Annotated in this window: 23 protein-coding genes and 2 pseudogenes; 9 read left to right on the forward strand and 16 right to left on the reverse strand. The window is 70.8% G+C overall.

Translation table 11 applies throughout. The annotated features are described in order from the left end of the window. Positions 1-290: 290 nt before the first annotated feature. Positions 291-1,445, reverse strand: a complete 1,155-nt coding sequence (locus BUE43_RS30290; RefSeq protein WP_073489769.1) for an FAD-dependent oxidoreductase — start codon at positions 1,443-1,445, stop codon at positions 291-293. Between the two features lie 114 nt (positions 1,446-1,559). Between BUE43_RS30290 and BUE43_RS30295 the strand changes: the two genes are divergently transcribed. Further along, positions 1,560-2,264: a TetR/AcrR family transcriptional regulator gene (locus BUE43_RS30295; RefSeq protein WP_073489770.1), complete on the forward strand. Its 705-nt coding sequence runs from the start codon at positions 1,560-1,562 to the stop codon at positions 2,262-2,264. Between the two features lie 112 nt (positions 2,265-2,376). Here BUE43_RS30295 and BUE43_RS30300 read toward each other — a convergent pair. The 5 genes and pseudogenes from BUE43_RS30300 to BUE43_RS30320 form a co-directional block, all read right to left on the reverse strand. Further along, positions 2,377-3,084 (reverse strand): annotated as a pseudogene (locus BUE43_RS30300) (cation transporter). After that, positions 3,068-3,292: pseudogene (locus tag BUE43_RS35480) on the reverse strand (hypothetical protein); the annotation flags it as partial. The pseudogenes BUE43_RS30300 and BUE43_RS35480, both read right to left, overlap by 17 nt. Positions 3,293-3,395: 103 nt before the next feature. Continuing rightward, on the reverse strand, positions 3,396-4,295 hold the full coding sequence (locus tag BUE43_RS30310) for an alpha/beta fold hydrolase (RefSeq protein WP_073489771.1): 900 nt from the start codon (positions 4,293-4,295) through the stop codon (positions 3,396-3,398). Positions 4,296-4,626: 331 nt separating this feature from the next. Continuing rightward, a complete protein-coding gene (locus BUE43_RS30315) occupies positions 4,627-5,103 on the reverse strand; it encodes a single-stranded DNA-binding protein (protein ID WP_073489772.1) in 477 nt (158 codons plus the stop codon). A 550-nt stretch (positions 5,104-5,653) separates the two neighbouring features. Beyond that, positions 5,654-5,878 (reverse strand): hypothetical protein, encoded by a 225-nt coding sequence (locus tag BUE43_RS30320; protein WP_073489773.1) that lies wholly within the window; start codon positions 5,876-5,878, stop codon positions 5,654-5,656. A 359-nt stretch (positions 5,879-6,237) separates the two neighbouring features. Between BUE43_RS30320 and BUE43_RS30325 the strand changes: the two genes are divergently transcribed. Then, positions 6,238-6,900: an SAM-dependent methyltransferase gene (locus BUE43_RS30325; RefSeq protein WP_073489774.1), complete on the forward strand. Its 663-nt coding sequence runs from the start codon at positions 6,238-6,240 to the stop codon at positions 6,898-6,900. Positions 6,901-6,906: 6 nt separating this feature from the next. Here the strand turns inward: BUE43_RS30325 and BUE43_RS30330 are convergent, their stop codons facing one another. Further along, the gene (locus BUE43_RS30330; protein ID WP_073489775.1) at positions 6,907-7,485 is read right to left on the reverse strand and encodes a helix-turn-helix domain-containing protein; all 579 of its coding nucleotides are present in this window, start codon (positions 7,483-7,485) and stop codon (positions 6,907-6,909) included. Positions 7,486-7,975: 490 nt separating this feature from the next. On the opposite strand from BUE43_RS30330, the gene BUE43_RS30335 reads away from it, so the two are divergent. Genes BUE43_RS30335 through BUE43_RS30355 form a run of 5 tightly spaced genes read left to right on the forward strand, consistent with a single transcriptional unit; the run spans position 7,976 to position 13,284 of the window. Next, the gene (locus BUE43_RS30335; RefSeq protein ID WP_073489776.1) at positions 7,976-9,040 is read left to right on the forward strand and encodes a phytanoyl-CoA dioxygenase family protein; all 1,065 of its coding nucleotides are present in this window, start codon (positions 7,976-7,978) and stop codon (positions 9,038-9,040) included. After that, positions 9,022-10,371, forward strand: a complete 1,350-nt coding sequence (locus BUE43_RS30340) for a DUF6271 family protein (protein ID WP_073489777.1) — start codon at positions 9,022-9,024, stop codon at positions 10,369-10,371. The genes BUE43_RS30335 and BUE43_RS30340 overlap by 19 nt, the downstream gene beginning before the upstream one ends. Continuing rightward, entirely contained in the window at positions 10,358-11,548 is a 1,191-nt protein-coding gene (locus tag BUE43_RS30345; protein ID WP_234996010.1) for a type III PLP-dependent enzyme, read from the forward strand. The genes BUE43_RS30340 and BUE43_RS30345 overlap by 14 nt, the downstream gene beginning before the upstream one ends. 10 nt (positions 11,549-11,558) lie before the next feature. Further along, positions 11,559-12,089 (forward strand): GNAT family N-acetyltransferase, encoded by a 531-nt coding sequence (locus BUE43_RS30350; protein ID WP_234996011.1) that lies wholly within the window; start codon positions 11,559-11,561, stop codon positions 12,087-12,089. Positions 12,090-12,102: 13 nt separating this feature from the next. Further along, positions 12,103-13,284, forward strand: a complete 1,182-nt coding sequence (locus BUE43_RS30355) for an MFS transporter (protein WP_073489779.1) — start codon at positions 12,103-12,105, stop codon at positions 13,282-13,284. A 33-nt stretch (positions 13,285-13,317) separates the two neighbouring features. Here BUE43_RS30355 and BUE43_RS30360 read toward each other — a convergent pair whose 3' ends face one another. Continuing rightward, positions 13,318-14,367: a ParB/RepB/Spo0J family partition protein gene (locus BUE43_RS30360; RefSeq protein WP_234996012.1), complete on the reverse strand. Its 1,050-nt coding sequence runs from the start codon at positions 14,365-14,367 to the stop codon at positions 13,318-13,320. 918 nt (positions 14,368-15,285) lie between these two features. Here BUE43_RS30360 and BUE43_RS30365 point away from each other — a divergent pair. Continuing rightward, positions 15,286-16,170: a hypothetical protein gene (locus BUE43_RS30365; RefSeq protein ID WP_073489781.1), complete on the forward strand. Its 885-nt coding sequence runs from the start codon at positions 15,286-15,288 to the stop codon at positions 16,168-16,170. Positions 16,171-16,233: 63 nt separating this feature from the next. Here the strand turns inward: BUE43_RS30365 and BUE43_RS30370 are convergent, their stop codons facing one another. Then, positions 16,234-18,792, reverse strand: coding sequence for a glycosyl hydrolase family 18 protein (locus BUE43_RS30370; protein ID WP_073489782.1), 2,559 nt, complete (start codon positions 18,790-18,792; stop codon positions 16,234-16,236). A 244-nt stretch (positions 18,793-19,036) separates the two neighbouring features. Between BUE43_RS30370 and BUE43_RS30375 the strand changes: the two genes are divergently transcribed. Continuing rightward, complete coding sequence (locus BUE43_RS30375; protein WP_073489783.1) at positions 19,037-19,360, forward strand: DMT family transporter; 324 nt, start codon at positions 19,037-19,039, stop codon at positions 19,358-19,360. 151 nt (positions 19,361-19,511) lie between these two features. Here the strand turns inward: BUE43_RS30375 and BUE43_RS30380 are convergent, their stop codons facing one another. The 7 genes from BUE43_RS30380 to BUE43_RS30410 all read right to left on the reverse strand — a co-directional run bounded on the left by BUE43_RS30380 (position 19,512) and on the right by BUE43_RS30410 (position 25,148). Continuing rightward, positions 19,512-20,246 (reverse strand): ABC transporter permease, encoded by a 735-nt coding sequence (locus BUE43_RS30380; RefSeq protein WP_073489784.1) that lies wholly within the window; start codon positions 20,244-20,246, stop codon positions 19,512-19,514. Position 20,247: 1 nt separating this feature from the next. Then, the gene (locus BUE43_RS30385; protein WP_073489785.1) at positions 20,248-20,958 is read right to left on the reverse strand and encodes a fluoroquinolone export ABC transporter permease subunit; all 711 of its coding nucleotides are present in this window, start codon (positions 20,956-20,958) and stop codon (positions 20,248-20,250) included. Next, positions 20,955-21,812 (reverse strand): ABC transporter ATP-binding protein, encoded by an 858-nt coding sequence (locus BUE43_RS30390; RefSeq protein WP_073489786.1) that lies wholly within the window; start codon positions 21,810-21,812, stop codon positions 20,955-20,957. The genes BUE43_RS30385 and BUE43_RS30390 overlap by 4 nt, the downstream gene beginning before the upstream one ends. A gap of 6 nt (positions 21,813-21,818) precedes the next feature. Further along, positions 21,819-22,433, reverse strand: a complete 615-nt coding sequence (locus BUE43_RS30395; RefSeq protein WP_073489787.1) for a TetR/AcrR family transcriptional regulator — start codon at positions 22,431-22,433, stop codon at positions 21,819-21,821. A 212-nt stretch (positions 22,434-22,645) separates the two neighbouring features. Beyond that, positions 22,646-23,587 (reverse strand): hypothetical protein, encoded by a 942-nt coding sequence (locus BUE43_RS30400; protein ID WP_073489788.1) that lies wholly within the window; start codon positions 23,585-23,587, stop codon positions 22,646-22,648. Further along, the gene (locus BUE43_RS30405; protein WP_073489789.1) at positions 23,587-24,156 is read right to left on the reverse strand and encodes a PadR family transcriptional regulator; all 570 of its coding nucleotides are present in this window, start codon (positions 24,154-24,156) and stop codon (positions 23,587-23,589) included. The genes BUE43_RS30400 and BUE43_RS30405 overlap by 1 nt, the downstream gene beginning before the upstream one ends. 167 nt (positions 24,157-24,323) lie before the next feature. Then, complete coding sequence (locus tag BUE43_RS30410; protein WP_073489790.1) at positions 24,324-25,148, reverse strand: class I SAM-dependent DNA methyltransferase; 825 nt, start codon at positions 25,146-25,148, stop codon at positions 24,324-24,326. Positions 25,149-25,332: the final 184 nt, after the last annotated feature.

Here is a 25,332-nt window from a genome sequence, read left to right on the forward strand (position 1 = left end):
CGCCCAAGTGTTGCTGTGGCAGTTGAAGCATTCAGGGCGGCTGGGCTGGGCCGATGCCATTCGGTCCGCGTTACCGTCGCCCCGGTGGACGGTGTGGGACATCGACGAGTACGTACTCGTCAACTTCTCCGAGCTGTGGCTATTTCACCGCGCATGCGACGACAACGACGGTGTCGCACGGCGGTGAGCGAGATTTCGGTCACGCCCGCCACTGCTCGGCGCATTCGGTGGAAGTGTCGGCACAGCGAATGACGTGACCGTGCTGGCGCTCCTGCCGGCGCGCCTGTTGGTCAGGTCAGCTCGCCCTCGGACGATCCGCCCGACCACATCTGGACCAGGGCGCTGACGGGGTTGTCCCGGCCGAAGCACAGCTCCAGGCTCGCGGCGGACTCGGCCGCCTTCTCGGCGCTGCGCCGGAAGAGCGCCTCCTCGTACGTGGCGAGTGCCCTCTCGGTGTCGTCGCGGTGCGTGACGATGGCCTGGGCGAGCTCGGCGCCGTCGAGCATGGCGAGGTTGGCGCCCTCGCCGGCGAACGGCGACATCAGGTGCGCGGCGTCGCCCAGCAGCGTCACGCCCGGGACGCGGTCCCAGCGGTGGTCGACCGGCAGCGCGTGGATCTTGCGCGGAACCAGCGGGCCGTCGGCGTCGGCGACCAGCGTCCGCAGGTCCTCGTGCCAGCCCGCGAACTGCGCCAGCACCGCGCTCTTGGCGGTCTCGGTGTCGGAGAAGTCGATGGAGTCGAGCCACTCCTGTCCGGTCCGCACGGCCACGTAGACGTGCAGGCTGCCGTCGATCTCGCGGTGGGCCAGGAAACCCCGGCCCCCGCCCAACGCGAAGAACATGCCGCCGCCGATCAGGGCCGCGCTCCCCGGGTGTCGCGTGTCGGCGTCCAGCAGGTCCACCTCGACGAAGGAGACACCGGTGTAGGCCGGCCGGGCCGCGGAGACCAGGGGGCGGACGCGTGACCAGGCGCCGTCCGCGCCGACGAGCAGGTCGGTGGTGAAGGCGGAGCCGTCGGCGAGGGTCACCTCGTGGCGGCCGGCGCCCACGGGACGGGCGCCGGTCACCTTCTGTCCCCAGTGGACAGTCCCGTCGGGCAGCGAGTCGAGCAGCAGGTCGCGGAGCTGGCCCCGGTCGACCTCGGGGCGGTCGCCGGTGCCGTCGTCGGTCTCCTCCCAGTGCACGACGCCGTGTTCGTCGAGGACCCGGCTCGCCTGGCCCCCGGGGTGGACGATCGCGCGGAACTGCTCGTGCAGCCCGGCGGCGCGCAGCGCGACCTGGCCGCTCTCGGCGTGGATGTCGAGCATGCCGCCCTGGGCGCGGGCGTGGCGGGAGGCGTCCAGGTCGTGGATGACGGCGTCGATGCCGTGCACGCGCAGGACGCGAGCGAGGGTCAGGCCCGCGAGGCCGGCGCCGACGATCGCGATGGGGTGGTGCGGGGTCATGGCGGTGCTGCTCCTTCGGCAGGAGGTGCTGGCCTGCCGACGATTGTACCCGAACATGTTCGTAACGAACATGTTCGTCGCTGGGATGCCGAACACGTTCGCTAGCGTGGGCGCATGCCTGCCGCCCACGCCCGCAGTCGCCGGGAGCGACCCGCCAAGCCCGCCCTCACCCGCGACGGGATCATCACCACCGCCCTCCGGGTCCTGCGGGACGAGGGCCTGCAGCGGGTCACCATGCGGCGCCTGGCGCAGGAGCTCGACACCGGCCCGGCCTCCCTGTACGTGTACGTCGCCAACACCGCGGAGCTGCACGCCGCGGTGCTGGACGAACTACTGGGAGAGGTCGACCTGAGCCCGGCGCGCGGCGCGGGGGAGTGGCGGGAACGCGTCGAGGCCGTCCTCGCCTCGTACGGGCGGGTCCTCCACGAGTACCCCAGCCTCGCCCGCGCGGCGGTCGTCGCCCGCCCGTCCGGCCCGAACTACCTCAACCTGCTCGACGCGCTGCTGGCCCTGCTCAAGGAGGGCGGTGTCCCGGACGACCAGGCCGCCTGGGGTGTGGACGTGCTGCTCCTGGTGGCCACCGCCGACGCCGCCGAGCACTCCACCCACCCGCGGACGCCGCACTCCGAGAACGAGTGGAACGCGCTGGCCGACGCGCTGCGCAACGCCTCGCCGACCGACCACCCCCACCTCGCCGGGCACGCCGCGCAGTTGCTGTCCGGCACACCGGAGCTGCGCCAGGCCTGGACGCTCCGCGTGCTCCTCGACGGCATCCTGCGCACGCCGCTGCCCGACGCCGCCCAGTCGTCGACGCCCTGACCCGGATCACCTCCGACCTGAAGGTGATGTCCTGACAGCGATGTCCTGGCGTCGATGTCGCCTGTCCACACCGTCCACTGTGGACGTTGATGGAAGGCGGCGCGTGTGGGAATCAGCAGCAGTGGTGGCCGCGCCAGGCCTCGCGGCCTTCCTGCACCGCGACGGCGGCGATCACCAACGCGACGACCAGGGTCAGCCCAGAACCAGCCCCACAGGCGGTTGAGCAGCAGGCCGACCAGCAACACCCCGACAGGTAGGTGCACAACGGGGTTTGCTTCGAGTCGGCCACGGCACTGGCCGAGCCCAACTCCCGCCCGGCGCGGCGCTGCGCGGCCGACAGGAACGGCATGACCAGGAGCGACACCGCCGCCAACACGATCCCCACCGTGGAGTGCTCGGCCGCAGCCGCGCCGAACAACGTGCGCGCCGACTCCGCGGTGACGTAGGCGGCCAGCGCGAAGAACGACACGGCGATCGCCTTCAACGCCGAACGCTCCCGCTTCTCGAACTCCGAACCGGAGAACTGCCACGCCACCGCCGTCGCCGAGGCGACCTCGATCACCGAGTCCAACCCGAACCCGATCAACGCGGTGGAGGAGGCGGTGGCGTCGGCGGTGATCGCGACGACCGCCTCGACCAGGTTGTCGGTGATCGTCGCGGCGACCAGCAGCCGCACCCGTCGGGCCAACACCGCTCGCCGTCCCGGATCGACCGCCAACCCCGGGCCGGGCGCGGCGATGGTCGGGCCCGTGCGGCAGCCGTCGGCGCGCCTTTCTCCGGCCAGTGCTGGGAACTTCGACCGGTCAGCCTGGCCGCTCATGACGTCGCCCGCGCTGCCGTCGTGGCCCCGCCGGCCCGACCTCGCCCCCGATGGTCGTTCGGCGGTCGTCGTCCACGCAGGGCTGGCCGGTGTCCACGGCCAGCACCACCTGCACCAGCTCGCCCAACGCCCGCGTCAGATGCGCGTCGGCCAGGGCGTAGCGCACCTGGCGGCCCTCGTGGTCGGCCACCACCAGGCCGCAGCCGCGCCCTTCAGTCACGGCTGAACCATGGCTTCTCGGCTGTTGGCGTTCGATCGGTACGGATCGGCGCTCGGGGCAGCGCTGTTCGTTGCGTCACCTTGGCCTTTGGTCAGCCGGCGTCGCCGATGACCTCCGAGACCTGGTGGAGGATGGTGTCGGGTTGCTCGTAGGGGATCTGGTGGGTGGCCTGCTCCGCGAGGACGACCCGGCCTCGTGGCGCGAGGTCGGCCAGCCGTCGGTGGCTCGCGTCGACGTGGGACCGGTGGGCCTCGGGCATCCGGGCCGGCCGCACGCCTGCCGCGACGACGGACGTCGGGACGTCGGGGAACCGGACACCGGGCGCGGTCAGGACAGCGTCCACTTCGGACAGATGACTGTCCATGCGGGACAGCATCCGGGCCAACTCGCGGATCGCCTGCGGCGTCCGGTAGAAGCGCGCGGTCTGCTCCCGCAGCCCCTCGGTCGGCTGCGGGCCGGCCATCCGGTCGATCAGGCGCGTGCCGAACCGGGTGTCGAACAACCCCCGCGCCATCAGCCGGAGCTGGGTGACGCCCAGGGCCTGTAACGGGACGCGCAGGGCGCGCGGCGTCGGTCCGGGAGCGGTCGGGGTGGGGTCGACGAACACCAGGCCGGCCACGTCCCGGGGATGGCGCACCGCGTGCACCGCCGAAACCAGTCCGCCGTAGGACCAGCTCACCACCACCGCGGGCAGTCGGACCTCCAGCGCGTGGAGTAACTGATGCAGGTCATCGGCCATCTCGGTGATCGTGTGCCGTGGTGTTCCGGTGGAGCGCCCGACACCCACCCGGTCGTAGGTGACGACCGTGGCCATGTCGGCAAGGCCGGCTTCCACGGCATGTCCCCAGGCGCCGCCAACGCCCTGACCGGTGCCGGCCGCCTCCAGGACCACGGTGGGGCCGCGGCCCCGGATCTGCGTGCAGATCGTGTGGTCGCCCACGTCGATCAGGCGTGGCGCGCTGTCGAACCGGTCCGCCCAGGCGGTCGTCATCGTCCTTCTCCCCGTTCCGAGACCAGTGGCTGGGCGGCACCCGCCGCCCGCCGTACTCCTTGTGGGCAGCCAACTCCGAGACACCGAGCGCAGCCGCGATCGCGATCCACACGACGCCCCGCACCCGCGCACGTGCCACAACGCCTCAGGCTCTCGCCCACGTGGTCAACTTAGGTTGACACAGACGGTTTGGTCAACCTTGGTTGACCAAACCCGTGCGACCCCTGTGGCGTACCGCGCGTGGCCCGGACACCTCACTGCCCGCCCAGCGCACTGGTCAGTGCTGCGGTCGCTGACCGGACAACGCCTCCCGGCCAGCGACCGCCGACGGTCAGAACGGCGGCTCGTCCGCCCTCGGCGCTGCCGCGACCGGGGTGGCGGAGGCCCAGGGGTCGTTGGCCGGCATGCCCGTGTTGCCCGCGTTACCCGCGGGCCCGCCGCCCCGGCTCGCCTTGCTGACCTTCGCGGTCGCATAGCGCAGCGACGGGCCGATCTCGTCGACCTCCAACTCGACGACCGTGCGCTTCTCGCCCTCCCGGGTCTCGAACGACCGCTGTCGGAGCCTGCCCTGCACGAGGACCCGCATGCCCCGCGTCAGGCTCTCCGAGACGTTCTCGGCCTGTTGGTTCCAGCAACTGCACCGCAGGAACAGCGCTTCGCCGTCCTTCCACTCGCCGCTCTGCCGGTCGAACGTCCTCGGGGTCGAGGCGACGGTGAAGCTCGCCACCGCGGCGCCGGAGGAGGTGAAGCGCAGCTCGGGGTCAGCGGTCAGGTTGCCCACGACGGTGATCGTTGTCTCGCCAGCCATGACCGCATCATCCCCGCCGCCACCGACAGGTTCGGGCGTCGAGCGGCCCCGACACGGGGACGTGCCCACGATCGTGGCCGCCCGGCTCACCGGCCCCGGCGCGGATCACGTCGAGGTGGTGCCTTCGGAGACCACGGGCGGGGTCGACGTGGCACAGGAGCGTCGGGAGGTCCGCCCGGGCACGGAGGGAGGCGGCCCGGGCCGCGCGGAACTCCCGACGGTCGGCCGCCAGCCGGTCCGCGAATCGAGGTCAGCGCCGTCCCCGTGTGAGGGGCGGTCGAAAGTCCTGTGCTGGCAAGCGTTTTCCAATCCTCGGCGGCGGGATTCGGCTTGGCGCAGGGGCGAGGGGATGTGCGCCGGGTGGGGGAGAGGTTTTCCGCTGTTCAGCGCTGCGCCCCGCCAGCTCGTGCTGGCGGGGCGCGTTTCCCGCTGGGCCCACGGTAGTTGGCCGGTTCGGGGTCAGTCCGCGTTCAGGCTCCGGTGCTGTCCGGCGCCGTGGGACTCACCTCTGACGGCTCGTGATCTGCGGGCGTGCGCAGGGGGAAGTGCTTCACTTCGAGGCGTTGTGCAGGTCCAGTAACGCCGCCGCGGCCCGGAAGTGCTTGTTGCGGCCGAGGTCGGCCACCGTGGTGATGTTGAAGGCTTTCTTGAGCAGCTCGCCGTCCGCCTCGCTGACACCGGCCAGCGCGGCGACCGGCGCCTCCAGGACCTGCTCCAGCGGCAGCTCCTCGTACTTCTTGTCCAGCAGGGCGTCCAGGTTGGCGCTCACGGCCATCGTGACTCCTCTCGGATGGGTTCCGGTCCTGCGGGGCAGGACCGGAACCGAGGATAATGATCATCTTCGGCGGGCTCGCAAGGGCGGTGCCGAAGCGAGCCCGTCTGGCAACCCGAGCCCAGAGCGGAAGACCGCACCGGTGGGCCCGACGGTCGCTCCGGAGCTGATCACCGCCAGAGCGAGCAGGCGGGGGTGGTCGCGGCCGGCGTCGTCATCGCCTCTTGCCGCAATGGCATGAAAACTGGCTGACCCGGTGGCGTGCGGAACACCCTGTTGTCCAGCGCGGACGACCTCGTCTCCTGGCTCGGTCGATCGCCCTCTCGTTCCCTCCACGCAGCCACGATGACAGGAGATCGGCCATGACTGACGCCTCCGTGCCGAGTCCGGCGCAGCAGTACTGGGACGGCTTCTACCAGGACCAGGACCAGGGCCAGGACCAGGGCCCTGCCCGAGCCGTGCGTCCCAATCCGTTGCTGGTGAGGGAAGTCGGCTCGCTCGCACCCGGCACGGCGCTGGACCTCGGGTGCGGGGAGGGCGGTGACGCGATCTGGCTGGCTGGGCAGGGCTGGCGGGTGACCGCTGTCGACGTCTCCGCGACCGTCCTGCGCCGGGCGGCCGCACGTGCCCTCGACGCCGGGGTCGCCGACAGCATCCGCTGGGAGCGGCACGATCTCCCGCAGTCGTTTCCCGCCGGGTTGTTCGATCTCGTCTCGGCGCAGTTCCTCCACTCGCCCGTCGCGGCCGAGGGCGAGCGGGAGAAGATCCTCCGCGGCGCGGCCGACGCGGTGGCGCCGGGCGGAGTCCTGCTGGTCATCAGCCACGCCGGCTGGCCGTCGTGGCTGGAGCACCCGCCGTTCGAGTACCACTTCCCGACCACGCGAGAGGTTCTCGCCTCGCTCGACCTACCCGCGCACCGGTGGCACGTGGAGGTGGAAGATCTCGTCGACCGCGAGCTGACCGGACCCGGGGGACAGTCCGGTCGACGCCAGGACTCCGTGCTGCGGGTGCGCCGAACGCGGTAGCGGCGGTTACCGCGAACGGGCGCGCAGGTGAGCGCGTTCTCCCTGCGGTCCGAACAGGATGAGCAGTTCGACGGGCGTGGCGCCCGCGTTTCCCAGCCAGTGCGGGAGACTGGTGTCGAACTCGGCGGCCTGGCCGGAGGTGAGCACCAGGTCCTGGTCGCCGAGCACCAGCCGCAGTCGGCCGTTGAGGACGTAGAGCCACTCGTGGCCTTCGTGGGTTTGCGGCTCGGGAGCGGCGTCGTCCCGGCTCACCGGAATGATCATCTTGAACGCCTGCGCGCCGCCTCCGCGCCGGCTCAGCGGGACGAACGTCATGCCGTGCCGCTGGATCGGGCGCAGGTGGACTCGCGGGTCGCCCGTGTGCGGGGCGCCGACGAGCTCGTCGATCGGCACGCCGTGCGCGCGGGCCAGGGGGAGCAGCAGCTCCAGGTTCGGTCGCCGCCGCCCGGTTTCCAGCCGGGACAGGGTGCTTTCCGAGATGCCGGTGGTCACGGCCAGCGCGGCCAGCGTGATGCCGCGCTGGCGGCGCAGCGCCCGGAGGCGCGGTCCCACGGTGGTCAGCACGCGATCGAGTTCGTCGTCCACGCACCAAGTTTGCCAAAAGAGCAAGGTGCTTTGCTACGTGTCTCCTCGTGGTGAAAACGCCGAATCCCACCGCCTTTCACAGCGAAGAATCGGAGCGGGAAACGCGCACGCGCGCAGGAGTTTGCCCAATGGATGGCCAGAACAGACGGAGATGACAGCGTCGATGCTGTCGAAGACGTTGCGACAAGCTAGTGACACCGGCTCGGCACGTCAAGGCACCCCATGGCATCGGGGTGTGCGGGGGAGCTGGACGGCAGGCAGGCCAGGAGCCAGCTCGGTGTGCGACTGCGGAAATTCCGCAGTCGCACACCACACGGAGGTCCGCTCGTGACGGTTCCGGCCGCCTTGACACCCGCCACCTCCTCCGCTGGAATTCGGCGCCAGACCGGGAATTCGCCCGACGAACGCCGAAGCAGGTTGTTCCTGGCGCATCGGCGCGACCGGTCAGTACTCCACCCGCCGTCGCTGTTCTTTTCCTTGGAGTGCCCGCATGTCAGCACCTGTGTCCGCAGCGCACCGAGCCGCCTCGGCCATTCCCTACTCCAGCACCGACGCCGACACCTACCTGGCGGAAACGCCTCTTCGGGACCTGACCAAGTCGTTGCCGCTGCGCGTGCTGTCCGAACAGGACTTCGCGCACTGGCAGACCTACGGCTACGTCGTCGTCAGGTCCGCGATCCCCGCCTCCGCCGCGGCGAACCTGCTGGCCTTCGCCTGGGAGTTCCAGGGACTCGACCCGAACCGGCCGGAGACCTGGTACCCGGAGCGGGAGTTCCGGTCCGAACTGGACAGGGACCTCCACGTCTACGGCTTCGTCGAGGCCTACCACCACCAGCTGATCTGGGACAGCCGCCAGACGCGGCGCGTCTACGACGCGTTCGTCGACGTCTGGGACTGCGAGGAGCTCTGGGTCACCCTGGACCGGCTCAACCTCAACCCGCCCAACGTCGGGAACCGGGACCGCGCCCTGATCCCCCACACCGACACCGGCTTCGACATCGACCTGCACTGGGACGTGGACAGCACGCTGGACGTGCTGCCGCAACGCGTCCAGGGCCTCATCGCGCTCACCGACACCGAGCCGGACCACGGCGGTTTCCAGTGCGCGCCCGAGCTGTTCCGCCGCTTCGACGAGTGGAAGGCCGGGCAGCCCGCGGACCGCGACCCGATCCGACCCGCCATCGACCGCGCCGAGTTCCCCGTGGTGCGGCCGGAGCTCAGGGCGGGCGATCTGCTGATCTGGAACGGTTTGCTGGCGCACGGGGTGGCGCCGAACACCTCGGAGAACGGCGTCCGGTCGGTCCAGTACCTGTCCATGATGCCGGCGTTGGAGTCGCACGAGGAGCTCCGGCGGTCGCGGGTCGAGTCGTGGCGCCACCTGCGGACGCCGGAGTGGAACAGGACGCTGCTCGGTGACGCGACGAAGCACGAGTCGTTGCGGTACGGCACGGCCGCGTTGACCGACCTGGGCCGCAAGCTCCTGGGGCTCGACTCCTGGAGCGAGCGCGAGTCCGGGGGCACGAGCGGAGAGCCGGCGTGCGTCGGATCTGCCTGACCCTGCCCACGAACCGGGCCTGCGCCGCCACGATCACCGCCCTCGGCGAGGAGGCGGCGTACGCGGCCACGCACTTCGGGGTCGAGGTGGTCCTGCTGGTGCTGGACTCGACCGACGAGCGGACGTTCGCCGAGCACGCCAGCGCGATCCACGCCGCGCGCCGGCCGGAGAACGTGACCGCGCTGCACATGGACGAGGCGGCCCAACGGGCCTTCCTGCGTCAGGTGATCGACGACGCGGACGTCGTCAAACCCGACCTGCTGCTCGACCTCATGCTGCCGAACGGCGTGTCCTACGGCGCCTGCACCAACCGGGCCTTCCTGATCGCCAGCGCCCTCGGCTGCCGTTCGGTGCACCGCAGGGACTCCGACAGCCGGTACCAGGTTCTCCACGGCGCCACGGTCTTCCCGATCCACCACGAGCTCACGTCGCTCGGGAGACGGGCGGCCGACGCCGCGGCGGGTGTGTCCGAGACGGCGCTCGACCCGGCGCACGCGGGCAAACCCGTTGTGATGGTGGGAAGTTCGTTCATCGGCGAGCTGTCGGTGGACATCGGCGAGATCGCCCGGCTCAACCCCGAGGTCTACTACGACGTCGTCAGCCTGTGGGCGCCCGGCGAGTGGTCGGACGCCGAGAAGAGACAGCTCGTGGACGAGTCCTTCACGGGCGCGCGAGCCGAGGTGTTCACCCACGACCGATCGGTTCTGACGCTGGTCGACCCGATGCGCGTGGACATGTGCAACGTCGGTTTCCACCAGATCCACGAGCAGGTGCCGCTGCCGCCCGCCACGGACACGATCGGCAGCGACTACTTCCTGCTCCACCTGGCGCACGACGCCCAGCTCCCGGGCGTGCTGCACAACCGCAACATCGTCAACTTCTACACGCCGGAACGGAAGAACGGCCCGGGCTTCGCCGCCTACCACCTGCGGCTGACCAAGTTCTTCCTGTCCATGTTGTACTTCCACGACATCTACCGGCGGATGGCCGAGGCCGGCGAGGCGTTGCTGGACGACCAGCACCGCGTCCGCGCGTCGGTGGTCGCGGAGTTCGCCAGGCGGAGCACCGGTCTGGCCAAGGACGAGAACGTCCAGCGACTCGAACGCCTCGACCGCGCCTACCGCCGCCTGGGCGGCAGGTACGAAGCCTTCGCCGACTCCCTGGTCGACCGCCGCGCTGCGCTGCTGCGAGAGGCCGAGCAGGACATCGAGGACTTCGCGCTGCTGATCGACTCCTGGGAGCACCTCGTCGCCCGGAGCGGAGCGACCGACCTCGCGCGGACATGGCCGTCGCGGCGGCCCGGACAGAGCGATGAGCATGCGACTCGGTAGCCGGCTGCGGGCCGCCCTGGCAGCGGCCGAGGAGGACCAGATCGTCCTCGACCTCGCGGGGATCGAGCACCAGTACGAGGCGCTGGCCCGCGAACTGCCGGGCGCCCGCGTCCGGTTCGCGATGAAGGCCTGTCCGGTGGACGACGTGCTGGCGTGTCTGGCGGGGCGGGGCGCGGGGTTCGACGCCGCCAGCCCCGGTGAGATCAGCCAGGCGCTGGGCGCCGGCGCGTCGGTCCACGACATCCACTACGGCAACACTGTCAAGTCCGACCAGAACATCGTCGACGCCTACCGGCTCGGCGTGCGCGACTTCGCCACCGACAGCGTCGAGGACGTGATGGCCATCGCGGCCCACGCGCCCGGTTCCCGGGTGTTCTGCCGGCTGGCCACCACCGGGGCGGGAGCCGTCTGGGGGTTGAGCCGCAAGTGCGGGTGTTCCGGCGAGGACGCGGTGCGGGTGCTGGACACCGCGCGGCTGCTGGGCCTGACGCCCTCGGGCCTGTCCGTCCACGTCGGCTCCCAGCAGATGACGGCGGACGCCTGGCAGGACGCCGTTGACCGCCTCACCGAGGCGCTGGTTGCCCTGCGGGACCGGGGAATCCAGGTGGACCACGTCAACCTGGGCGGCGGCCTGCCCGCGCTCGGCTACCTCGACCGCTCCGGCCGGCCGCTCGACCCGCCGCTCGACGAGATCTTCGCGACCATCCGGGCGGGCGTCGCGCGGCTCCGCCAGGTGGCCGGCGCTGACCTGGACATCGTCCTGGAGCCCGGCCGCCACCTGGTGGCCGACCACGGGGCGATCCGGGCGCACGTCGTCCGGATGACCGCCCGACGCCAGCTCTCCGGCGACCGGGAGCACTGGTTGTACCTGAGCTGCGGGAAGTTCAACGGACTGTACGAAGTGGACCAGGTGCAGTACCGGCTGCTGTTCCCCGGCCACCACGACGAGGAGCACGTTCCGGCCGTCGTCGCGGGCCCGACCTGCGACAGCGACGACACCTTCGGCGCCGCGCGGTTCCCCGTCCCGGTGCCCCGGAGTGTGGCGTCCGGCGATCCTGTGTGGATAGTGTCCTGCGGCGCCTACTCCACGAGCTACACGACGGTGGGGTTCAACGGCTTCAGCCCGTTGCCGCTCAACCTCCTGCCCGGCGAGCACAGGGCGAAAGCCCATGCATGACACAGCACCCATGCGTACCAAGGTGCCCGTGCGCACCAAGGCGCCCATGCGTGACACGGTGCTCACGCGGGAGATCACCGACGACGACTGGGACGCCATCCTCGAACTGGAAAGCGGCGCGTACCAGGAGAGCGGGTTGTCCGAGGGACGCGCCGCCCTCCAGTCCCGGCACCGGGCCTCGCCGGAGACCTGTTTCGTGCTGGACAGCGACCGAGGCGTGGTGGGTTACGCGTTGGCACTGCCCTATCCGGTGTGCCGGTTCCCGGATCTGGGCCAGCGCGAGGAAGCCGCCTTCACCTCCCCGAACCTGCACCTGCACGACCTCGTCGTCGCCGAGGAGCTGCGCGGGAAGGGCCTGGCGACGGTCCTGCTGCGTCGGCTCACCGCGACGGCGCTGGCGCGGACGCACCGCCGGATCTCCCTGGTCGCGGTCGGGGACAGCGAGAAGTTCTGGTCCGCACACGGGTATCGGCCCCTTCCCGGTGTCGCGGTGCCGAGCGACTACGGCGCGAACGCCGTGTACATGTCCAAGGTGTTGTGAGAAGGCGGTTCCCATGGTCGGTGTTCGCAACGAGTTCCGCCGCGCCCAGTTGGCGGTGGCGGCGTTGTTCTGCCTGCTCGGCTTCCAGTACGCCACCTGGGCGGCCCGGCTGCCGGCGCTCAAGACCGGGCTCGACCTGAGCGCGGCCGAGTTGGGCGTGCTCCTGCTGGCCCCCGGCGTGGGCGCGACGGTGTCGTTCCCGCTCGTGGCGATGTTGATGAAACGTCTGGGATCGCGGCGGTTGGCGTGCCTGTCCGGCCTCGGGCTCGGCGTCGTCCTGCTGGTGCTCTCGGTGGTGCCGAACTACCCGGCCGCCCTGGTCGTCATGTTCCTCGACGGCGTCGCCGTCTGCTGCCTGAACGTCGCCATGAACGCGCAGGGGGCCGCCGTCGAGGTCAGGTACGAGCGGACGACGATGGCGAAGCTGCACGCCACGTTCAGCGGTGGCACGTTCTGCGCGGCGCTGCTCGCCTCCGCCGTCACCTCGGCGGCGCCGTCGCTGGCCGTGCACTTCGGCGCGGCCGCCGTGGTTCTGGTGCTGCTGGTCGCCTTCGCGTGGCCCGGACTGCTGACCGAGGACGCGCCGGCCCCGGAGAAGAAGCGCAACGGGCTGGCGCTGCCGTCCCGCACGACCGTCTGGCTGTGCCTGGCGATGGTGTTCGGCACCGTCACCGAAGGCGCGATGAACGACTGGTCGGCCCTGTACCTGAAGGACGTGGCCAACGCGTCGTCGGAACTCGCGCCACTGGGCATCGCGGTCGTGTCGGCGATGATGGTGCTGGCCCGGCTGTTCGCCGACAACTGGCGCGCCCGGTGGGGCGACCGGCCCGTCGTGCTCGCCGGCGCCGCGCTGGCCGCGGTGGGGCTCTCCCTGGCGCTGGCGATCGGTGGCCTCGTCCCCGCGCTGGTCGGTTTCGCCTGCGTGGGCCTGGGGATGGCCGCCGTCACGCCGTGCCTCTACGTGGGGGCGGCGAAGGAGGGGCCGCACGCGCTGACCCTGGTCGCCGCCATGGGGACCACGGGGCTGCTCGCCGGCCCGCCGGTGATCGGCTTCGTCTCCGAGGCCACCACGTTGGCGTGGGGCATGGCCGCCGTCGCCCTCTCCGCCGCCCTGGTCGCCCTGTGCGTCACGCGGATCACCCTCGCGCCCGTCGCGGACGGCGAGCAGGAGCGGAGCGTCGGCGCCGCCTCCTGACCGTCTGTCCTCTGTGGACTGTCAGGGCTGGTGTCACTCCGCGGCGCAGCTCAGATCCGCCAGGTGCTCGGCGAACTGCCGCCACGCCTCCGCGCACTGCTGCGCGGCCTGGGCGACGGTGGGGGCGCAGTGCGCCGGCACGGCGGAGGCGAACTGGCTCCAGTCGTCCATGGCGATGGAGTGCGCGTCGAGCAGGCGGAGCATTCTGCGGCCGGCTTCGGAGAACCGCAGCGAGGGGTCGTTCTTGAGGACCCGCATGGCCAACGAGAGGTCCGTGGCGCCCGGCGGTTCCGACGCCACCGTCGGAACCGCCCGCTCGGGCTGACGGTCGTTCGACGGCGGGTTGATCGGGCTTCGCCGGGCCGGAATGGCGTTCTCGGCCCGACGGTCGGCTCCGGACTGCTGCTGCCGTGGCGGGATCGGGTCCTCGCCCCGGCGCAGGCGGTCGCGCACATCCCGGACCGTCGCCGGGGCGATCCCGGCCTCGTGGGCGATCTCGCGCAGCGAGGCGTGCGGCTTCGCCGCGATGAGGGCGCTGGCCCGTCGCCTGCCCTCCGCCCCGTTGCTCGGCCTGACCCGGCCGTCGCGTCCGGTCCGGGCACTCGTCGGCGCCGCCGCCGGGCTGGAGCGGCGGATCGCCGCGACCGTCTTGTCGGACAGGCCGGCCACCGCGGCGATCGCCCGGTTCGACCAGTGCGGGTGGGAGCGCGCGATCCGGACGACAGCGGCGATCCGGTCGGCGCGCGACAGCGGCAGCCCGTGCCGGGCGTTGAGCCTGACCGCCAGGACGAACGCTTCCTCGGCGTCGCCGTCGAAGAAGATGACCTCGATCTGCTCCTCGCCGCGGCTCCGCGCCGCCAACAGCCGGTGCATGCCGTCGACGACCCGCATGGTCCGGCGGTGGACGACGATCGGGGGGAGCGGCGTCCCGGCCTCGGCCAGCGCGCGGACGTGCGCCGCGTTCTCGCCCCCGCGCCGAGGGGAGTCCGAGCCGCGGATGACGTTGGTCGACACCAGCACCGCCGGGTTCGCGCCCAGCTCGCGGTCGGGGGTCACCGGGTCCTCGGTCCCGTCCCGATCCAAGTCCGCAGCCCTTCGACTCATACCGCATGCCCTCCCGTGACAGGCGCCCGGCGGAGGCGCCTCGCCAGACCCCGCACGACCATTTCGGGGTGTTCCGCGCCCGCCAGGAGGAACGCGGAGAACAACCGAAACGGATTTCGGGTCCAGTGGCGTCGTGCTGAGAAGCCCGACCGGAATCCCGGCTACGGTGGTGACAGGCCCACTACGACAACCGGACGCGTGCGTGTGGTCCGAACGTCAAAGCCATCCCCACTACGGCCGACCTTCGTCTGACTGCTCATTCACCTGGTAGGGCGAATCTAAGCAAGAAGGCGGTGATTGGTCTAGGCCAACCATCTTTCCACGGTCGACTGCTGGACGCCGCCGCCGATCGGCTGGCCGACTCGAACGCACCCGGTTGAAGGTCGCTGCATTTTACATGCCATGTCAACAGGTATTTGACCAGCCATCTCCCACGCAGTGAGCCTTGCCCAGGGTTGTCAATGCCTGTCGGCCAAGCCGAGTCGGTCCGGAGAGCTCCCTCCAGGCCTCGGTGTTTCCGGCCCTTCCGCCGGGCAGGCGGCAGTGCTCGCCGAATCGACGCGCCGAACAAGCACCACCCGCCCGATGGGCTCTTTCGATCGTGCGGCAACTTCCGATACCTGCCCGAAGGTGCCGCGCGGCTGCCCGAAGGTGCGAATCGGAGCCGCCGGTTTCACCCGCGACAGGCGAATGGCAAATGATTGTGGTTGGTCCGATTCACGTTCGCTGTCCCGATTTCGCGGAACGCCGGGGCCGAGCCGTGGGACACGCGCCGCCCGGCAACTGGCCGACCCGCGTCCGTCATGACGTCGTCGGCACGGGAACGATCGCCGTGCGCGGCACGTCGGACGCGGGGACACGCCGCAGCGTGTGATCAAGCCCCGGAAGGAATCCCCTGTGAACGACGACTGGCCAGAGACGGTGCGCGGCTGGGAACTCGCCCGGCACGGCCACATCGAGAACTACCGCAGGCGACTGGCCAACAACGTCACGGTCATCGCGATCTGGGAGAACAAGCCCGGCACCGGCACGGTGGAGGCCCGCGTCGAGACCTCGGGGCTCGGACGGACGCTGACCCGCAGTCGCACGGAGTTCCGGGACAAGGAGGCGTTCTGGACCGCCGCGCACTGCGTGGTCGAGATGGCCGCGAACCTGCCCTCGCTGGGCGCGGGCCACGAGAGTCCGGCCGACTCCGCCCTGTGCGGGGAGGTCGCCGGGAACGTCGAGGCCGAACCCGGCACCGGCGGCGCCCCGGAGGCGGAGCTGACGTTCACCCTGGTCAACGGTCGCACGGTGACGCTGATCCTCTCCGACGACCAGGCGTTCGACCTGACCTCGCGGATCTACAGCCTCGACAAGCACGTGTGGTCCGAGCAGCGCGACGAGTTCGAGGACGACGAAGAAGGCGGGGAAGACGGGGACGAGTTCGAGGACGGGGAAGAAGAAGCCGACGCCGGTGATGCCGACGATGCTCCGGGCGACGCCGGTGTCGGGGGCGTCGAGGCGCCCGACGTCAGCGATGTCCAGGCTGGTCCGGACACCGGCCATGACGTGGTCACGCTTCTGGACGCCCGGTTCGGGGTCACCGAGGACCACCTCATGGCGCACGTCGACTGGTCCGCCCTGATCGTCGTCGGCGAACCCGCCGTGAGCTCCTTGATCGAGCGGGGTGAGGAACTGACCACGGCGTTGCGGCCGCGCTGGTACCCGGCTGTCCTGGACCGGCCCGGCGAGCAGTGGGTTGTTCTGCGCCGCGCCAACATGTTCTCCCACCCGGAGTAGCCAGCGGAACGACATCGGCGGTGACTGTCCGATTTGGATAGTCACCGCCGATGTCGTGGTGGATCAGCGGAGCGCGTTGTCCAGCGCTGTCATGAGAGTGCCGGTGTCACCGGACATCTCCCAGATCATCGCGCCGAGCAGGCCCTTGCTGCGGAGCCAGGCGCTCTTGCGCTGGATGGACCAGGCGTCGTCGAACGACCACCACTGCCCCCCGTTGCCGGTGTAGCAGAAGGTGGCCACGGCCTGTTCGTCGTGGCGCACGGTGCAGTTGGGCACCATCGCCATGAGGTTGGAGTACCCGCGGGTGCCCGCCTCCTCCTGGAACTGGCCGGGCGCGGCGCCGTTCGCGTCCTGCCACTCGCCGTCGCGCCCGCCGGCCGCCACGCCCTGCCAGCCCCGGCCGTAGAAGGCCAGCCCGACGGTGATCTTGCGTGGGGGCACGCCCGCGCGCAGGTACTCGTTGACGGCGTTCTCCACGCTGAAGTGGAACGGGTACGGGTCGTCCTTGTCCGCGTAGAGGTTGCCCTGGTGGCCGGTGCGCTTGGGCTCCCAGGAGTTGTCGCTGCCCGAGCCGTGGAAGTCGTAGCCCTGGACGTTGAAGATGTCCATGGACTGGGCGATCCGCCCCAGCTCCCAGCCGGCCGCGATCTTGGCCGGGTCGGCCGGGGTGAAGGCGGTGATCTGGTACCGCTTGCCGGTCGTGGCGCTGAGCGCGTCGAGCTGCCGGCGGAACTCCTCGATGAGCAACGTGTTGTTGCGCTTGTCGTCCGGGCTGATGTGGTTGCCCGCGTGGCCCTCGGCGCCCGGCCACTCCCAGTCGAGGTCGATGCCGTCGAAGATCCCCGCCGCGACGCCGGGCCCGCCCGCGCCGTTGTACTTCGGCAGGTTCCCCTTGATGTAGGTGTCGATGCAGGAGCTGACGAACTTCTTGCGCGCCGCGTCGGTCGCCGCGACGTCGGAGAAGTACTTCGAGTACGTCCAGCCGCCCAACGAGATCAGCACCTTGAGGTGCGGGTGCTTGGCCTTGAGCTTCTTGAGCTGGTTGAAGTTGCCGCGCAACGGCTCCCAGCCGCTGTCGCCGACGCCGTCGACCGACTGCCCGGCGCTCATCGGCCGGCCGTAGTCGGCTTCCGCGTCACCGGCGCCGTCGCCCTGGTTGGGGTCCTGCGGGTTGGGCGAGGTGCCCTTCGTGACGCCCTGCAGGCAGGTGAGGTTGACCGGGTCGATGTTGCCGAAGCTGTAGTTGATGTGCGTCAGCTTGGCCGCGGCCCCGGTGGTGTCGAGGTTGCGCACGAAGTACTGGCGGCCGTAGATGCCCCACTGGACGAAGTAGCCGACGCGCGCGTACCCCTCGCCGACGATGTCGGACGTGCGGGCGTTGACCGTGTTGCTCGGCCCGGAGACGTTGTCGTACAGGTCGCGCGCCCGCACCGTGAAGGTGTAGTCGGTCGAGGGGGACAGGCCGTCGACCTTGGCCGTCGTGCCCGCGACCGTCGTGCGGAGGGTGGAGCCCAGGTAGACGTCGTACCCCGCGACGCCCCTGTTGTCCGTGGAGGCGTTCCACGCCAACGTGACGCTCGACGCGTCGACCCCCGTGCTGCGCAGGTTCGCCGGCGCGGTGGGGGGTTCCGTGTCGTCCGCCGGGTTGTTGGTCGTGACGGTCAGCGCCGCGCTGGCCGCGGACAGGGTTCCCTTGGTGTCCTTGGCCTTCACGGTGAAGGTGTAGGCGGTGTTCGCGGTCAGGCCGGAGATCGTGGCGCTGGTGCCCGTCACGGACGCGGCCTGGGCGGACCCGTTGTAGACCTCGTAGCTCGCGACCGGCAGCGAGCCCGGGGTCGAGGCGTCCCAGGCGAGCGACACCGTCGTCGTCGTCTTCACCGGCGACCGCAGGTTCGCGGGCGCGGACGGCGCGACGTCGGGAGTGCCGTCGCAGTTGGCGTTGTTGATCCGACAGCTCGTGGGCTGGACCGCCCGGCTGAGCCTGAACGTCGGGCTGTAGGGCTCGGTCGAGCCCCGCGCCCGGACGGTCTTGTTGTAGAACGCGGGCGTCAGCGTGACCGTCGTGCCGTTCTGCGTCAGCGACGCGTGGTCGGCGTTGCTCGCCGTCACGCCCGAGGGCAGGGTGAACACGAGCGACCAGTCGGTCAGCGCCGTGTCGGTGTTGTTGTTCACCACGTACTTCGCGCTCGTTCCGCTGAGGGAGAAGCTCGCGGTGACCGGCGCCGGCGGGGGAGGGGGCTCGCCGCTGCCGTCGCAGTTCGCGCCGTTGATCGTGCACGAGGCCGGGTCGGCCTCGGCGCTGAGCGTGAACGTCGGGCTGTACGCCCCGGTGTTCTTTCCCGGTTGGATCGTGGCGATGTAGTGGGCCGGGGTGAGGGTGAAGCGCGTGCCGTTCTGGGCCACGGTGGCGTGTTGGGCGTTGCTGACCGTGACACCCGAGGGCAGGTCGAAGGAGATCGACCACGCGTTGACCGCCGTGGAGCCGGAGTTGGCGACCGCGAACGTGGCCTGGTTGCCGGTTCGGCTGAAGGTCGCCGTGAGCCCTGACGCGGCGGCCTGGGTCGGGGTGGCCAACGCGAACAGGGCGACGAGTGCTGTCAGGAGTACGGGGATTCGGCGCATGCGCGCTCCCGTCGTCGAGAACCGCGGCGGCGCGCCGGTGACATTAGGTGGCCTGGACCAATTCGTCAATCCACCGCGCCCCGGCCGAGGACGACTTCCGCACCTCGGCCGGTGCCCGCGGCCCGTCGGTGCGATGGTGTTCGCGCGGGTCGAGCGTGAGAGGAAGTCCGAGGTCCGTGCGACCTCCTCTGGTGATCCGGCCGCCTGCCGACCGCGGTGGAGGCGTGCGCGAAGGAGTCGCCCGATGGCTTACCTGTTCCTGTTCGGTGCGATCGTGGCCGAGGTGATCGGTGCGATCTCCACCCGCTTTTCCGAGGGATTCACCAGAGTGCTCCCGACGGTCGTGGCCGTGGTCGGGGTCGTCGGCGCCTACTTCCTGCTGTCCCGGGCGCTCAGGGCCGGGATGGGCATCGGTGTGGCGTACGCGATCTGGGCCGCGCTCGGTGTCTGCGCCGTGGCGTTGGTCGGCGTCCTCTTCCTCGGCGAGAGCCTGACCGGGGTCCAGGCCGCGGGCGTCGCACTGGTCATCGGCGGCGTGGCGTGCCTGGAACTGGGGGGCCAGCACTGACATCAGGCGCCCGGTGTGGTGGACAGGACGCGGAGGCCACGCGGTGGTGGGCAACCGGCGATGGCAGAACCACGTCGTGCCATCGCCGATCGCCCCGGGTCGGGCGTGCCTCAGACCTCGCCCACCACTCCCGTGCGCGTCACGTCCGCGCTCACCGGATGCGCTTCTCGAAGCGGCGGAACAGCGCCCAGATCAACAGTCCGTTGTAGACAACGCCCGCCAGCAGGTACGGCCACCACGCGCCGCCCTGGTCGGCGACCCAGTACGCCTTGCTCGGCCAGTAGGTGGGCGTCAGCCCGAACAGCAGTTGCCAGTCCGAGTCGAGGAAGTACGGGATCAGCGGCAGTCCGGCGACGACGATGCCGAGCCCGCGCACCACGGCGATGCCCTCGACCTTGTTCCTGGCGACGGAGAGGATCGTCAGCGCGATCACCACACCGGACAGGCCGGTCAGCAGGCCGATCGGGACCAGCTCGGGGACCAGGGAGAGCGGCAGGAGCCCGCTGGCGGTCATGGTTCCCACCACGTACACCGCCGTCACCAGCAGCACCGTGATCGCCCGGTAGCCGAAGAACGTCGCGATCGACACCGGCGTGACGCGCAGCGCGGCCAGCGTGCCGGAGTCCCGTTCCTCCAGCACCAGGAACGATCCCACCCCGCCGACCACGATCGGGCTGGTGAGCAGCAGGAAGCCGGTCAGGATCAGCGGGTAGCAGGGCACCAGGTCGACGTGGTACCGCTCGGCCAGCATGGTGGTCACCGGAGGCGTGGCGAACCGCACCAGGGAGATCCACACCAGTGGCGCCAGCGCCACTCCGAGCAGCAGCGACTCCCGGCGGACGCCGCGCAGGTCGTTGCGGCCGAACACGGCCATCGCGCTCGTCATCTCAGGCGCCTCCCGTCCTGGCCACCACGTACCGGTCGAACACCCGCCGCGCCAACCAGAACAGGCCGAGCGCGAACAGCGTCGGATAGACCACCGCGTAGCCGACCTGCCACAGCTCGGGCGACTTCTGGTGGAACGCCGCCCCGAGCATCAGCAGCGGACCCTGGGTGGGAACCAGGTAGAACCAGGACGACTCCACCAGCCCCGAGTAGTGGAGGATCGGCAGGTTCAACAACGTGAGCGGCACCACCGACGGCATGAACCAGTCGCTGACCGACGGGAACGGCAGCGAGGTCACGAAACTGGTCAGCAGCAACAGGGGCGTGCCGAAGACCGCGCCGAGCAGCAGCGCCGGCAGGTGGTAGTCCGCGCCGTGGGTCACCGTCGCCACGAACACCGCCAACAACGCGGACAGCGCGGTCAGCGTGACCAGCTTGGCGGACAGGTACTCGGCGAACCGCACCGGCGAGGCCACCAGCGCGTGCAGCGTGCGTTCGCCCTTCTCGAAGAAGACCGAGGCGGCGATGAAGAAGAACCCCACGATCGTCAGGTCGCCGAGGACCACGTACGGCTCCGCGACCGACCGCAGCTCACCGGGCAGCGGCAACAGCAGGGCGAGCCACAGCACCCCCGAGATCACCGCCGCGTGCGTGAACCGGTACCGCCACTGCGTCGTGATCTCCAGTCGGAGCACACCGGCCGCCCGGCTCACCGCAGGCTCCTGCCGGTGGTCTCGACGAACACGTCGTCGAGCGAGGCTTCCTTGCTGTGCAGGGTTTCCAGCCGCTCGCCGCGCAGCACGGACAGGAACTCCGCGTTGTCGGCGAGGCCGTCCATCGGGAAGTCCTGTCCGCGTAGTTCGCCGGTTCCGTCGCGGTACTCCGCGCGTACGAGGCGTTGGCTGCGTTGGACCTTCAGCTCCCGGGGCGCGTCGAGCGCGGCGATCCGGCCGTCGACGACGAACGCGACCCGGTCGCACAACTCGTCGGCGGTCGCCATGTCGTGCGTGGTCAGGAAGACCGTCTTCCCGCGCGCCTTCTGCTCCAACACGATGTCCTTGACCTTGCGGGCGTTCACCGGGTCCAGGCCCGAGGTGGGCTCGTCCAGGAACAGCAGGTCGGGGTCGTTCAGCAGCGCGCGGACGAACACCAGCCGCATCTGCATTCCCTTGGAGAACTGGCCGACGCGCGTGTTCGCGTGCTCGCCGAGCCCGACGGACTCCAGCAGCGCCCCGGGGTCCACCGAGGGCTTCCGGTAGAGCGACGCGAAGAACTCTAAGTTCTCCGCCGCGGTCAGCTTCTGGTAGTGGTTGGGCAGCTCGAACGAGACACCGATGCGCTCGTAGTAGTCCTGCCCCCACTCGGCGGGTTCCTTGCCCCACACCGAAACCCGGCCGCCGTGACCGGTCAGCAGTCCGATGAGGATCTTCTGCGTGGTGGACTTGCCCGCGCCGCTGGGGCCCAGGAAACCGAAGATCTCGCCGCGGTCGACCGAGAACGTCATACCGCGCACGGCCGGCTCGTCCCGGCCGGGGTAGCGGAAGGTGAGATCCTCCACTGTGATCATGCAGCTCTACTCCTCGCTGGTCGTCCGCCGGGTGAGCCCGGCCGACACGATGTCGATGACCGCCTCGATCACCCGGGGGTAGACGGCCGGGTCGAACTGGTCGGCGTGCATCGGCAGCAGCAACACCGTCCGCAGCACGCCCTCCAGCACCGCCGGGTCGCCCGCCGCGAACCGCCCCTCCCGCTGCGCCCGCTCGATGAACTCCAGGACGGGCAGCAGCGAGGTGCGCTTCAGCTCCGCCAGGCGTTCCGGCGTGATGCGGCGCAGCACCGCCTCCATCTCGTCGGGATGGGTGACCATGCGCCGGTACAGCGGGTTGTGGTGCAGCACGTCGATCGCTCCGCGCAGGAAGTGCCGCACCGCCTCGGCGGAGTCCGGCAGCTCCAGCGCCCGGTTGAGCTCCGCGCGCAGCACGGGCGCCTGGCGGAGCATCAGCTCCAGGTACAGCGACTCCTTGGAGTCGAAGAACGCGTAGAAGCTGCTCTTCGCGATGCCGGCCGCCGCGACGAGCTCGTCCAGCGAGGTCTTCCGCAACCCCTGCGTGGTGAACAACCGCTCTCCCGCCGCCAGCAGGGAGGCGGTGATCCGCTCCCGCTCCTCCTGGTCGAACGCCCGTGGCACGCCGCCTCCAGTGAACGTATGAACAAGTCGGTCGTTTGTTCACAGACCACGTTAGCCCGGCCGCGCCCGGTAGGCAAGATCAATCGGTGACGTGCGGAGCGGCGGAAGCGCGACGGGGCCGCCTCCCCGCTCGCGCCGGACGGCGTGCGAGGGGAGACGGCCCCGGTGGTTGACCGCGTGGCGTTGGGCGCGTCACCGCGCCGCCCAGGAGGTCAGGGCGCGGTCGAGGAGAGGAACCGCTGGTAGACGGCGAAGGCGGGCTTGGGGGAGTAGTCGTCGTGCAGCAGGCCGAAGCGGTGGAAGAGGCCCTCGTGGGACGAGTTCGCGTCGCGGAGGGAGAAGTGCAGGTAGGCGCCGATGTTGAGCGCGGCGCTCCCGTCGACGACGGCGCCCAGGACGTCCCGCAGCACCTCGGCCTGGCGCTCGGGGGTGCGGTCGGGGCCGGTCGGCCAGCCGTTCTCGGTGATGTGCAACGGAACGCTGGTCGGGATACCGGCGGAGGTCATCAGGTCGCGGTGCATCGCCAGCAACCCCGCCGTGGCCGCTCCCGGGTCCGGGGTCGGCACGAACACGTCGGGGAAGAAGTCGAGGCCGACGTAGCCGAGGGCGTCGAGGAAGGGCTGCCCGCCCAGGGCCGTGAGCTCGGAGAGGAAGGTCGCGGCGGGGCCGAACAGCGGAGTGGTGTTGAACCCGACGCGCAGGTCGGCCAACCCGAGGCGGTCGGCCTCCGCCCTGGCGGCGATCACGCCCTCCACCACCGCGCGGCGCACCTCGGGGTAGTGGCCGTCCAGGGTCGGGTTGCCGGTCAGGTTCGGCTCCTCGGCGATCTGCAGGGTGGCGGTCGCGGGGCCGAGACGGCGCAGGAGGTCGCGGACGAAGTCCAGGTAGCCCGGGACGTCGCCGGACTCCGACTGGTACTGGGCGACCACGTCCAGCCGACGCCCCTCTCCGGCGTACTGCCCGAGATCGTGCGGTGTCTGGGTGCGGGCGCGGCCGGGGTCGGTGAAGGCGAGGTAGCCGCGCACCAGCAGCGCGCCGTCGCCCTGCAGGGCCCGGAGCGCCGCGAGGATCCGGCTCGGATCGTCGGCCGGCCCCGTCGCCAACCCGCCCCGGTCGTCTCCGGCGACGCTGCCCGGGTAGATCCCGTACTCCATCAGTTCCCACTCTCCTCGTTGTCGGGCCAGCTCAGCGTTCCGTCGGCGATCCGCGCGACGACCTCGTCCACCCAGGTCAACTCGGCCTGGACGAGCGCCCGCGCGTACTCGGCCTCGATGACGAACAGCCGGGGCGCGGTGGTCCCGGCCAGTCCCTCGTCGAGCTGGGCGAGCTCGGCGCGCAGGTGGCCGGCTCGTTCGGTCAGCGCGGCCGTCGCCCGGTCCGGACCCAGCGCCCCCAGGTAGGCGACCGCGGTGAGGAACACCGGGTACTCCCGGCGCGGCACCCGGATCAGCTCGTCCAGCCGCTCCGTGAAGGCGTCGCGCCCCGCCGTGGTCAGCTCGTAGACAGTGCGGGCTGGGCGACGCCCGTCCCGGACCGTCTCCCGGGCGCTGACCCACCCCTGACCTTCGAGCGCCGCGACGACGTCGTACAGCGACCCCCGGTTGGTTCGGACGCTGGTGCCGCGCTCGCGGAGCACGACTCCCATCTCGTACGGGTGCATCGGCCGTTCCACCAGCAGCCCCAGCACCGCGAGGGCCAGCGGGTTGTCCACACTTCGCGCCATAGCAGCTCCCTGATATCAGAAACCGACTATAACGCTGGGCGTGCGCGACCGCCACCCGAGATCAGGTCGCCCTGGTGGGGACAGGGCGACGGCGCTGCCGTCCCAGTCGACGATCAGGTCCACAGTGGACAGACGTCACCGGTCGCGGCCGCAGTGCCGCGGGCGGGTCACAACCCGGGGTGGGCTCTCAGAACCGAGTGCGGTCGGCGGGCGACGTAGAGGACGGTGGTGTCCACCGTCTCGTCGGGTGACTCGCGGAGGAAGCAGTGGCCGTCGAGGCCGTGGACGCCGACGCACTCCAGGCCCGACTCGCCCAACAGCCGGCGGAGCAGGGAAGTGCTCCGGTAGCGCAGGAAGTGCTCGTGCCGCACCTGGCGCGCGGCGTCGCCGCAGCGGAGGTCGCGCTCGATGCGCATTCCGAAGACCGCGCCCTCCTCGCCGATGTCGTGCTCGACGACGCTCCACCGCAGGCGCTGGTCCTCGCGGTCGCTGACCAGGGTGCGGCCGCAGACGCGGCGGTAGGCGGTCTCGGTGCGCTGGTCGAACACCAGCACGCCGCCGGGGGCCAGGACCCGGGCGACCTCCCGCAACGCGGCCGTGAGGTCGCGTTCGGTCAGGAGGTGGCTGAGGGGGTCGTTCACCGCGGTGGCGACGTGGAAGCCGTCGAGGTCGGGCAGGTGTCGGAGGTCGGCCTCCACGAAGCGGACGCGGTCGGCGTGCGGCTTGCTCCGGGCGATCGCGAGCATCTCGGGGGAGATGTCGCACCCGGTGACGGCGTAGCCCAGGTCGGCGAGGGCCAGGGCGCTGGCCCCGGTGCCGCAGCCCAGGTCGAGCAGGCGTTGGCCGGGCGCGTGGTAGCGCCGGGCCAGCTCGACGAACGCGTAGACGATCCGCCGCATGGGCAGGTGCGCGTAGTCGGTGTCGTAGAACGGGGACCAGGTGTCGTATGCGGTGCGGGGGTGGGTCCCTTTTGCCGGGGACGCTTCCTCCATTGCCCGGTGTCCTCACTTTTTGCCGGTCGGGCCGCCTGGAGGGTAATGCGTTTCCGCGCCCCCGGCAATCCCCCGTTTTTGGGTCGTTGACCTCGCCGGTGGCGCTGTCCTCTGCTGCTGTTGGCGCCCACCACCGGTCCCCGGCGCGAGATGAGCGTGTTTCACCGATGACGGTGTGTAGAGG

This window comes from Streptoalloteichus hindustanus, from assembly GCF_900129375.1.
In the GTDB taxonomy this organism is placed as follows: Bacteria; Actinomycetota; Actinomycetes; order Mycobacteriales; family Pseudonocardiaceae; genus Streptoalloteichus; species Streptoalloteichus hindustanus.

What these genes read in the sequence shown, in the direction of transcription:
- BUE43_RS30290 (WP_073489769.1), bottom strand. Translation starts at nt 1,445, where the DNA reads ATGACCCCGCACCACCCCATCGCGATCGTCGGCGCCGGCCTCGCGGGC.
- BUE43_RS30295 (WP_073489770.1), top strand. Translation starts at nt 1,560, where the DNA reads ATGCCTGCCGCCCACGCCCGCAGTCGCCGGGAGCGACCCGCCAAGCCC.
- BUE43_RS30310 (WP_073489771.1), bottom strand. Translation starts at nt 4,295, where the DNA reads ATGACGACCGCCTGGGCGGACCGGTTCGACAGCGCGCCACGCCTGATC.
- BUE43_RS30315 (WP_073489772.1), bottom strand. Translation starts at nt 5,103, where the DNA reads ATGGCTGGCGAGACAACGATCACCGTCGTGGGCAACCTGACCGCTGAC.
- BUE43_RS30320 (WP_073489773.1), bottom strand. Translation starts at nt 5,878, where the DNA reads ATGGCCGTGAGCGCCAACCTGGACGCCCTGCTGGACAAGAAGTACGAG.
- BUE43_RS30325 (WP_073489774.1), top strand. Translation starts at nt 6,238, where the DNA reads ATGACTGACGCCTCCGTGCCGAGTCCGGCGCAGCAGTACTGGGACGGC.
- BUE43_RS30335 (WP_073489776.1), top strand. Translation starts at nt 7,976, where the DNA reads ATGTCAGCACCTGTGTCCGCAGCGCACCGAGCCGCCTCGGCCATTCCC.
- BUE43_RS30345 (WP_234996010.1), top strand. Translation starts at nt 10,358, where the DNA reads ATGCGACTCGGTAGCCGGCTGCGGGCCGCCCTGGCAGCGGCCGAGGAG.
- BUE43_RS30350 (WP_234996011.1), top strand. Translation starts at nt 11,559, where the DNA reads ATGCGTACCAAGGTGCCCGTGCGCACCAAGGCGCCCATGCGTGACACG.
- BUE43_RS30355 (WP_073489779.1), top strand. Translation starts at nt 12,103, where the DNA reads ATGGTCGGTGTTCGCAACGAGTTCCGCCGCGCCCAGTTGGCGGTGGCG.
- BUE43_RS30370 (WP_073489782.1), bottom strand. Translation starts at nt 18,792, where the DNA reads ATGCGCCGAATCCCCGTACTCCTGACAGCACTCGTCGCCCTGTTCGCG.
- BUE43_RS30375 (WP_073489783.1), top strand. Translation starts at nt 19,037, where the DNA reads ATGGCTTACCTGTTCCTGTTCGGTGCGATCGTGGCCGAGGTGATCGGT.
- BUE43_RS30380 (WP_073489784.1), bottom strand. Translation starts at nt 20,246, where the DNA reads ATGACGAGCGCGATGGCCGTGTTCGGCCGCAACGACCTGCGCGGCGTC.
- BUE43_RS30390 (WP_073489786.1), bottom strand. Translation starts at nt 21,812, where the DNA reads ATGATCACAGTGGAGGATCTCACCTTCCGCTACCCCGGCCGGGACGAG.
- BUE43_RS30400 (WP_073489788.1), bottom strand. Translation starts at nt 23,587, where the DNA reads ATGGAGTACGGGATCTACCCGGGCAGCGTCGCCGGAGACGACCGGGGC.
- BUE43_RS30405 (WP_073489789.1), bottom strand. Translation starts at nt 24,156, where the DNA reads ATGGCGCGAAGTGTGGACAACCCGCTGGCCCTCGCGGTGCTGGGGCTG.
- BUE43_RS30410 (WP_073489790.1), bottom strand. Translation starts at nt 25,148, where the DNA reads ATGGAGGAAGCGTCCCCGGCAAAAGGGACCCACCCCCGCACCGCATAC.